Here is a 1,195-nt window from a genome sequence, read left to right as displayed (position 1 = left end):
AACACAGTGGACGCGAGCAACTGAGGACAAGCCCTCGGCCTATTAGTACCAGTCACCTCCACCCGTTACCGGGCTTCCAGATCTGGCCTATCAACCCAGTCGTCTACTGGGAGCCTTACCCCATCAAGTGGGTGGGAGTCCTCATCTCGAAGCAGGCTTCCCGCTTAGATGCTTTCAGCGGTTATCCCTCCCGAACGTAGCCAACCAGCCATGCCCTTGGCAGGACAACTGGCACACCAGAGGTTCGTCCGTCCCGGTCCTCTCGTACTAGGGACAGCCCTTCTCAAGACTCCTACGCGCACAGCGGATAGGGACCGAACTGTCTCACGACGTTCTAAACCCAGCTCGCGTACCGCTTTAATGGGCGAACAGCCCAACCCTTGGGACCGACTCCAGCCCCAGGATGCGACGAGCCGACATCGAGGTGCCAAACCATCCCGTCGATATGGACTCTTGGGGAAGATCAGCCTGTTATCCCCGGGGTACCTTTTATCCGTTGAGCGACGGCGCTTCCACAAGCCACCGCCGGATCACTAGTCCCGACTTTCGTCCCTGCTCGACCCGTCGGTCTCACAGTCAAGCTCCCTTGTGCACTTACACTCAACACCTGATTGCCAACCAGGCTGAGGGAACCTTTGGGCGCCTCCGTTACTCTTTAGGAGGCAACCGCCCCAGTTAAACTACCCATCAGACACTGTCCCTGATCCGGATCACGGACCCAGGTTAGACATCCAGCACGACCAGACTGGTATTTCAACGACGACTCCCACGACACTGGCGTGCCGCTTTCACAGTCTCCCAGCTATCCTACACAAGCCGAACCGAACACCAATATCAAACTGTAGTAAAGGTCCCGGGGTCTTTCCGTCCTGCTGCGCGAAACGAGCATCTTTACTCGTAGTGCAATTTCACCGGGCCTATGGTTGAGACAGTCGAGAAGTCGTTACGCCATTCGTGCAGGTCGGAACTTACCCGACAAGGAATTTCGCTACCTTAGGATGGTTATAGTTACCACCGCCGTTTACTGGCGCTTAAGTTCTCAGCTTCGCCCCACCGAAATGGAGCTAACCGGTCCCCTTAACGTTCCAGCACCGGGCAGGCGTCAGTCCGTATACATCGCCTTACGGCTTCGCACGGACCTGTGTTTTTAGTAAACAGTCGCTTCTCGCTGGTCTCTGCGGCCACCCCCAGCTCA

At 56.7% G+C, this 1,195-nt stretch carries 1 rRNA gene; it reads right to left on the bottom strand.

Annotated elements, in window-relative coordinates:
* Positions 1–22: 22 nt before the first annotated feature.
* Positions 23–1,195: ribosomal RNA gene (locus ACWD3O_RS34005) — 23S ribosomal RNA — on the bottom strand; the annotation flags it as partial.

Source organism: Streptomyces sp. NPDC002640 (genome assembly GCF_053592575.1).
The sequence above is the reverse complement of the archived record's forward strand: the minus strand, read 5'-3'. Positions and strand labels throughout refer to the sequence as shown.